Consider the following 6,929-nt stretch of genomic DNA (forward strand, 5'->3'; position numbering starts at 1 on the left):
AAAAAAACACCCACGAACCAGTATGAGTAACTACTGTCCCGTGGATGAAACTAACTTCCACTGTCGCTTCTGCGACCCGACCCCATGATATTCACGGTCTGCTCAGTTTGTACTGTAGTTTGATATGCAGTGCAAAGAGTTTATGATGAATAATAGCACAAATTTACTTTGTTGTCAATATCGGGAACCGCCCCTTTTTCCATATTTATTTTTTCAATTCCTTAATTCCAGCCTCAAGTCCTGCCGCCGTCAGCGGAAACATCGGAATCTCCTCGCGGATCAGACTGATCGTGTACGCACCGTAGGCATATGCCCAGTTATTTTCCCGCATCGGGTTCAGCCAGATCGCTGACGGAAAACGCCGGTGCATCTCCTGCAGCCAGTAAATGCCCGTCCGCTCGTTGCTGTGGAAATAGTCGAGACTGCCGCCGCGGTACAGAAGTTCCGACGGCGCCATCGACGCATCCCCAACCAGAATTACCTTGTATTCCGGTTTCAGGTTGTGAAAGACCCACTCGGTCGAGATCTTATCCCTCCAGGAGCAGGACGGCGTCGTAAACAGCTGATCGTAGAAACAGTTGTGGAAATAATAAATCTTCAAATCCTTAAAATGAGACGACTGATTGACCGCCTGGAACAGCCGGTTGCACAGATCCGCATATGCCCACATCGACCCGCCGCTGTCCATCAGAAGCAAAAGCTTCGTCTGGTTCTTTCTCGGGCGCTCCATGACGAGCTCCAGACGTCCGCCTTCGTCACAGGTCTTCTCGATCGTTTTCTCCACATTGAGCTCCGTTTTCGGTCCATCCTCACGGCAGGATAAAAGACGCAGCTTTTTGAGCGCCACCTGGAACTGCCGGATCTGGATGACCGCATCGTCGCGGAAATCGCGGTAATTCCGCTGTTCCGCCACCTGCAGCGCTCTCCGGTTTTTGCCCGGTCCGCCCACGCGGATGCCCTTCGGGCTGTAACCGGAATGTCCAAATGCCGACGTACCGCCGGTTCCAATCCACTTATTGCCGCCGTGGTGCTGCTCATGCTGCTCTTTCAGTCGTTCCGCCATCATTTTACGGATATCGTCCAGATCAAGTCCCGCAAACCGCGCATCGACCTCATCCTTATCATACGGCGTCTGCGCGTGCGCCTTGGCAAGCCAGTCTAAGACCTCCTTCGGAAGTTCCTCAAACGTCTGCACATTTTTAAAATATGCCAGAAATGCCTGGTCAAATTTGTCATATTCGGACTCTTTTTTGACCAGAACCGCCCTCGCCATATAGTAAAACTCCGTCAGGCTCGCGTCGTTCAGGTTCATTTCCAGCGCATCCATCAGGCTGTTCCACTCATTGAGGCTCGTCTTCATCCCGTAAGAACGGAGTAGATACAGAAAATCAGTAAACATATCGGTTATTCTCCACCAGCTTTAAATCCTCTGTCTTTTTTAAGAGTACCCCCGCAAACGGGATCTCCTTTTCCAGCTTCTCCACCGGCACGCCGCCGATCACAAGCGCCTGAATCCAGTCCAACACCTCGGAGGTACTCGGCTTCTTCTGCAGACCGCGCAGATCGCGCACCCGGTAGAAGGCGTCCAGCACGCCGTCGATCAGCTTCTGGTCGAGATCCGGGTAATGTGCCTTGATGATCTTCTCCATCATCGGCTGCTCCGGAAATGCAATATAATGGAAGATACAGCGGCGCAGGAACGCATCCGGCAGCTCCTTCTCCGCATTGGAGGTAATAATCACAATCGGACGGTGCTTCGCTTTGACAGTCTTTCCCGTCTCCGGAATGTAAAATTCCATCTTGTCAAGTTCCCAGAGCAGGTCGTTCGGGAATTCCAGATCCGCTTTATCGATCTCATCGATCAAAAGAACCGTCTGCTTTTCCTTCTCAAATGCCTCTCCCATCTTTCCGAGGCGGATATATCTGGCAATATCATCAACGCCGTCCGCACCAAACTGGCTGTCGTAAAGACGCTGTACCGTATCGTACACGTAAAGACCGTCTTGTGCGCGGGTCGTCGATTTAATATTCCAGATCAAAAGTTCCATATCGAGGGATCTGGCAATCGCCTCCGCGAGCATCGTCTTTCCAGTGCCCGGTTCTCCCTTGATTAAGAGCGGCTTTTTGAGCGCCGCCGCAATGTTAACGCTGCGGATCAGTTCATCCGAAGCGATGTATTCGTCACTGCCGTGAAATTGCTGCATGATAAATTCTCCTTTTAGAAAGTTCTCCTTTTACATAACTGTAAACACTAACAAGGGCGGCATAACGATTCAGGATCCATGCTGACTGCGCTCGGTTCGGATCCATCGTTCCTCCCGATCGTCATACATAATCCTGCCCGTTTGCCGCCCTATTGATTTGCGATACCAGTGCCAAAAGTTCAGAAATCCGATGCAAGCTTGCTTGCAGGAAGATTTTTGAATTTGGTATCAGAGTGTCAAAAAACTTTTTGACCCTTTCATCATAATATAGCAATATTCTAATAGTTTGTCAAATCGTATATATGTTAGGATTTCATTAGAAAAACACGATTGTTACTGCTCACTATTCTACTTTGCCACCCGGATATTCTTGCTGCCGCTAAATCCTTCCGGCGGCTCTGTCTCCGTGAGGATCGTCGCTTCTTCAAACACCCCGAACGTCACCGAACTTACCATGCCGAATTTCTGGCTGTCCGCCAGCACATAGCAGCGCTCTGTCTGGCGCATCGCCTCTTGCTTGACTAATGCCTCATTCGGATCCGGCGTCGTGAAACCGTGGCGCTTGCTGACGCCGTTGGTTCCAAAAAATCCCTTTGTAAAATGATAGCCCTGGATCGTCAGGATCGCCTGGCTTCCGATGACCGCCTCCGTCGTGCCCTTTAACTCACCACCAATCAGAATTACGCGGTTTCCGGCGGCTGCCAGCCGTTTGGCATGTGATACCGCATTCGTCACAAACGTGGCGCTGCGCACCGGAAGATAGTCTAAGATATACCCGGTCGTCGTGCCCGCGTCCAGATAGACAAAATCATCCGGCTGGATAAGTCCCGCCGCAAACTGGGCGATTCTCCTTTTCTCCTCCTGCTGCAATTCCATCTTCTGTGCCACTGACGGTTCGGTTCCCGTAAATGTCCCGTCTGAGGACACCGCGCCGCCAAACACCTTGGTCAGGCGCCCCGCCTTGTCAAGCGCATTCAGATCCCGCCGGATCGTCGATTCCGAAACTCCCAGCACATCTTTAATCTCAGGAACTGTCACACTCCTCTTTTTATCCAGAAGTTCCAAAATCAGTTCGTATCTTTTTTCTGTCAGCATGACTCTTTTCCTTTCATCTTCTGCTGTGGTTGAACTTTTTTTAGCTCAATTTTTCACTTCTCTCTGTCTTAATATTCTTATCAACTGCAGCTGCTTTCGACAATGACCTTCCGAATCGGCAGCACACGCCCCGGCGATACGGAAAGCTCATCCACACCCATTTTCAGGAATTCTTTTGTCAAACTCAGATCCGCGCCCAATTCGCCGCAGATACCTGCCCAGATGCCCTCGGCGTGCGCATTTTCGACAACCATGCGGATCATCGCCAGCACCGCCGGATGGTGCGGATCGTAAAATGCATCCAGCTCCGGGTTCTGACGGTCAACTGCCAGCGTATACTGGGTCAGATCGTTCGTTCCGATGCTGAAAAAGTCCACTTTTTTCGCCAGATCCCGGCTTACCATGACTGCCGCCGGGGTTTCAATCATAATGCCCTGCTTCGGGTCGCCAAACTGGAGATTCTGTGCGGTCAGCTCCGTCTTGACCTCCTCGACAATCTTCGCGATCGCCTCGACCTCCCAGACACTTGTGATCATCGGATACATGATCTGGAGATTGCCATAGGCACTTGCCCGAAACAACGCACGAAGCTGTGTCTTGAAAATCTCCGGTCTTGTCAGGCAGATACGGATCGCCCGGCAGCCCATCGCCGGATTTTCCTCTTTTTTCAGTTCAAAATAATCGCACTGCTTGTCCGCGCCGATGTCCAGCGTGCGGATAATGACCGGTTTGCCCGCCATCGTTTCCGCTACCTGTTTATATACCTGGAACTGCTCCTCCTCCGTCGGAAATGTTTCTTTTTCCAGATACAAAAATTCGCTGCGGAACAGTCCGATGCCCGCTGCATCGTTATGAATGACCGACGCCAGATCCTTGCTGTTGCCAATGTTCGCATACAGGCGGATCTTCTTGCCATCCAGAGTGACTGTTTCGCGCCCTTTCAGTGTTTGCAGCAGTTCTTTCTTCTCCTGTTCCTCCCGCTGCCGGCGGCGCATTGTTTCCAATGTCTCCTCATCCGGTTCCACATACAGGACTCCGTTAGTACCATCCACAACCGCAAATTTCCCATCTACCGTCTCATCGAGCGCCACGTCCGTTCCGATCAGCGCCGGAATGCTCATCGTACGCGCCAGGATCGCCGTGTGTGAATTGACGGAACCGTGTACCGTCACAAAGGATAGCACCTTGTCCTTTTCAAGCTGTACCGTCTCTGACGGTGCTAAATCATCTGCCAGAATAATCACCGGCTCGTCCGTATGGATGCCCTGACCTGCGCCTCCGGACAGAACGCGCACAATCCGCTCCGAAATATCTTTGACATCCGCCGCGCGCCCGCGCATATATTCGTCCTCCATCGCCGCAAACATCTGGGCGAAATTGTCACCGGTCACCGCAACCGCATACTCGGCATTGACCTTCTGCGTATCGATGATATTCTGAACCGCGTCCAGATAGTCCTCGTCCTCCAGCATGATCTGATGAATCTCAAAAATCGCCGCATTCGCCTCGCCAACTTCTTTTACCGCCTTTTCATACAACTCGCCGAGCTGGCGGATGGACTCCTGAACTGCCGCATTAAACCGCGCTTTTTCCTGCTCTGTATTCTCTATTTTCGTCCGTTTTACGGTCTGCTCGCCTTTCTGATACACACATATTTTTCCAACTGCGACACCGCCAAATACACTTTTTCCACGATACGTCTGCATGATCATTCCCCTTTCCATTGATCCATTATCGAAAAATGCCGCCATGTAATAATCCCTTACATCGCGGCATCTTTGTTAAACTACATATTTTCCTTCATAAACTGGCTGACTGCCTCATAAGCTGCTTCTTCGTCCTCGCCCTCAAAAGTCAGGGTTACTTCCTGTCCATTCTTTACCGCCAGTCCCATGATACCGAAAATCTTTTTGCAGTCGCCGCTCTTTCCATCTTTCGCCAGCTTGATCGTACTCGTAAACTGTTTTGCCGCCTTTACCAGTTCACCTGCCGGGCGTGCGTGGATTCCTTCCGGGTCTGTAATGGTATATTTAAACTCTTTCATGATGATGTTCTCCTTCTCATTATAACCTATTTTGATTGATTTGACCAAAAAATTTCTAATAAAGATTCACATTCCGTCAAAAAAAATTATTTATCTATTCTTCTACATTCTTCTTGAGAACTCCTAAGAGTACCGTCGAGATCGCCATGCCAACCACCAGTGCCAGCAGATAGAACAGCGGATTTCCCATAACTGGGAATACGAAGATTCCGCCATGCGGCGCCATCAGCGTACAGTTAAATAACATGCTCATCGCTCCCGCAACACCCGAACCGACGATGCAGGCTGGAAGCACATGTACCGGATCGGACGCTGCAAATGGAATCGCGCCCTCCGTGATGAATGCCAGACCCATGATGAAGTTGGTCGGTCCTGCCTCGCGCTCTTCCTTTGTAAATTTCTTCTTAAACAGCATTGTTGCCAGCGCAATCGCACACGGCGGTGTCATACCGCCAATCATAACAGCTGCCATCACATCGTAGTTGCCGGAGGCGATTGCCGCCGTACCAAATACATATGCCGCCTTGTTGAATGGACCGCCCATGTCGATCGCCATCATCGCCGCCAGCACAAAACCAAGAATCAGCTTACTCGAACCACCCATGCTGCTCAGACCATTGTTTAACGCCATATTGATCGCGCCCATGACCGGCTCTACGACGAAGCTCATAACCAGTCCGATGAGCAGGACGCCCACAACCGGGTAAATCAGGACCGGAGCAATCTTTTCCAGTGCCTCTGGAAGATTCTCGCACGCTTTCCGAAGCGCCAGAATCAGATATCCGGCAATAAAACCTGCCGCCAGGGCACCAAGAAAACCTGATTTTCCCTGAGAAGCAATCATGCCGCCGACAAAACCGACTGCCAGCGCCGGGCGGTCTCCGATCGCCATCGCGATGAAACCAGCCAGAATCGGGAGCATAAAGCCAAATGCCACACCACCGACAGTTTTAAACCATGCCGCCAGCGGGGTAATCGTACCAAAGTTTACACGCTGGTCGAGCGGAAGTGCATTCATATCCACACTGAAACCATCAATCAGAAACGCAATCGCAATCAGGATGCCGCCGCCGACTACAAACGGAAGCATGTGGGAGACACCATTCATCAGCTGCGTGTAAATCTGGTGTCCGACACTGCCCGATTTGCCGCCAGAGGCTGCCTTTGCCGGGCTGCTGCTTCCAGATGATGCTGCGTGGTAAACCGGTACCTCCCCGGACGCCGCGCGCTCCAAAAGCTCCGGTGCCTTGCTGATACCGTCCGAAACCTGACATTCGATCACTCGTTTTCCGTCAAATCGATCCATCGGCACCTGTGCGTCCGCTGCCACGATGATGCAGTCCGCCGCCTCGATCTCCTGTGCCGTCAGCACATTTTTTGCTCCGGCTGAACCGCGCGTCTCAACTTTGATCTTCCAGCCCTTCGCGCGTGCCGCTTTTTCCAGGCCTTCGGCTGCCATGTAGGTGTGCGCGATACCGGTCGGACAGGAAGTAACCGCTAAGATCTTCGGTCCGGCTGTCTTTTCCGTCTCTGCACCCGCTTTTTGCGCCTGAATCTCCTGACCACCTGCTTGTGCGGCATTCTCT

General features: G+C 51.6%; 6 protein-coding genes and 1 riboswitch. All 6 genes read right to left on the reverse strand.

The genetic code is table 11. From position 1 onward, the window contains the following. Positions 1 to 31: 31 nt before the first annotated feature. Positions 32 to 116, reverse strand: a riboswitch (NiCo riboswitch). A gap of 89 nt (positions 117 to 205) precedes the next feature. Continuing rightward, the gene (locus QVO97_RS04490) at positions 206 to 1,399 is read right to left on the reverse strand and encodes a vWA domain-containing protein (RefSeq protein WP_022359194.1); all 1,194 of its coding nucleotides are present in this window, start codon (positions 1,397 to 1,399) and stop codon (positions 206 to 208) included. Next, positions 1,389 to 2,204 (reverse strand): AAA family ATPase, encoded by an 816-nt coding sequence (locus tag QVO97_RS04495; RefSeq protein WP_022359195.1) that lies wholly within the window; start codon positions 2,202 to 2,204, stop codon positions 1,389 to 1,391. The genes QVO97_RS04490 and QVO97_RS04495 overlap by 11 nt, the downstream gene beginning before the upstream one ends. 348 nt (positions 2,205 to 2,552) lie before the next feature. Continuing rightward, positions 2,553 to 3,299, reverse strand: coding sequence for a DeoR/GlpR family DNA-binding transcription regulator (locus tag QVO97_RS04500; protein WP_022359196.1), 747 nt, complete (start codon positions 3,297 to 3,299; stop codon positions 2,553 to 2,555). 80 nt (positions 3,300 to 3,379) lie between these two features. Then, positions 3,380 to 5,005: a phosphoenolpyruvate--protein phosphotransferase gene (ptsP, locus tag QVO97_RS04505; RefSeq protein WP_288188943.1), complete on the reverse strand. Its 1,626-nt coding sequence runs from the start codon at positions 5,003 to 5,005 to the stop codon at positions 3,380 to 3,382. 80 nt (positions 5,006 to 5,085) lie between these two features. Further along, positions 5,086 to 5,343 carry an HPr family phosphocarrier protein gene (locus QVO97_RS04510; RefSeq protein ID WP_022359198.1) on the reverse strand — a complete coding sequence of 86 codons (258 nt, stop codon included), beginning with the start codon at positions 5,341 to 5,343 and terminating at the stop codon, positions 5,086 to 5,088. A gap of 94 nt (positions 5,344 to 5,437) precedes the next feature. Next, positions 5,438 to 6,929: PTS fructose transporter subunit IIC (locus QVO97_RS04515; RefSeq protein WP_288188924.1), on the reverse strand; the 1,492-nt coding region annotated here is incomplete at its 5' end.

Origin of the sequence: Clostridium sp. CAG:43, from assembly GCF_000434655.1 — a bacterium.
GTDB lineage: Bacteria > Bacillota > Clostridia > Lachnospirales > Lachnospiraceae > Otoolea > Otoolea fessa.

Bases quoted from the DNA above. Each gene is read 5' to 3' on its own strand.
- QVO97_RS04500 (WP_022359196.1), bottom strand. From the start codon at position 3,299: ATGCTGACAGAAAAAAGATACGAACTGATTTTGGAACTTCTGGATAAA.
- QVO97_RS04490 (WP_022359194.1), bottom strand. From the start codon at position 1,399: ATGTTTACTGATTTTCTGTATCTACTCCGTTCTTACGGGATGAAGACG.
- QVO97_RS04510 (WP_022359198.1), bottom strand. From the start codon at position 5,343: ATGAAAGAGTTTAAATATACCATTACAGACCCGGAAGGAATCCACGCA.
- ptsP (WP_288188943.1), bottom strand. From the start codon at position 5,005: ATGCAGACGTATCGTGGAAAAAGTGTATTTGGCGGTGTCGCAGTTGGA.
- QVO97_RS04495 (WP_022359195.1), bottom strand. From the start codon at position 2,204: ATGCAGCAATTTCACGGCAGTGACGAATACATCGCTTCGGATGAACTG.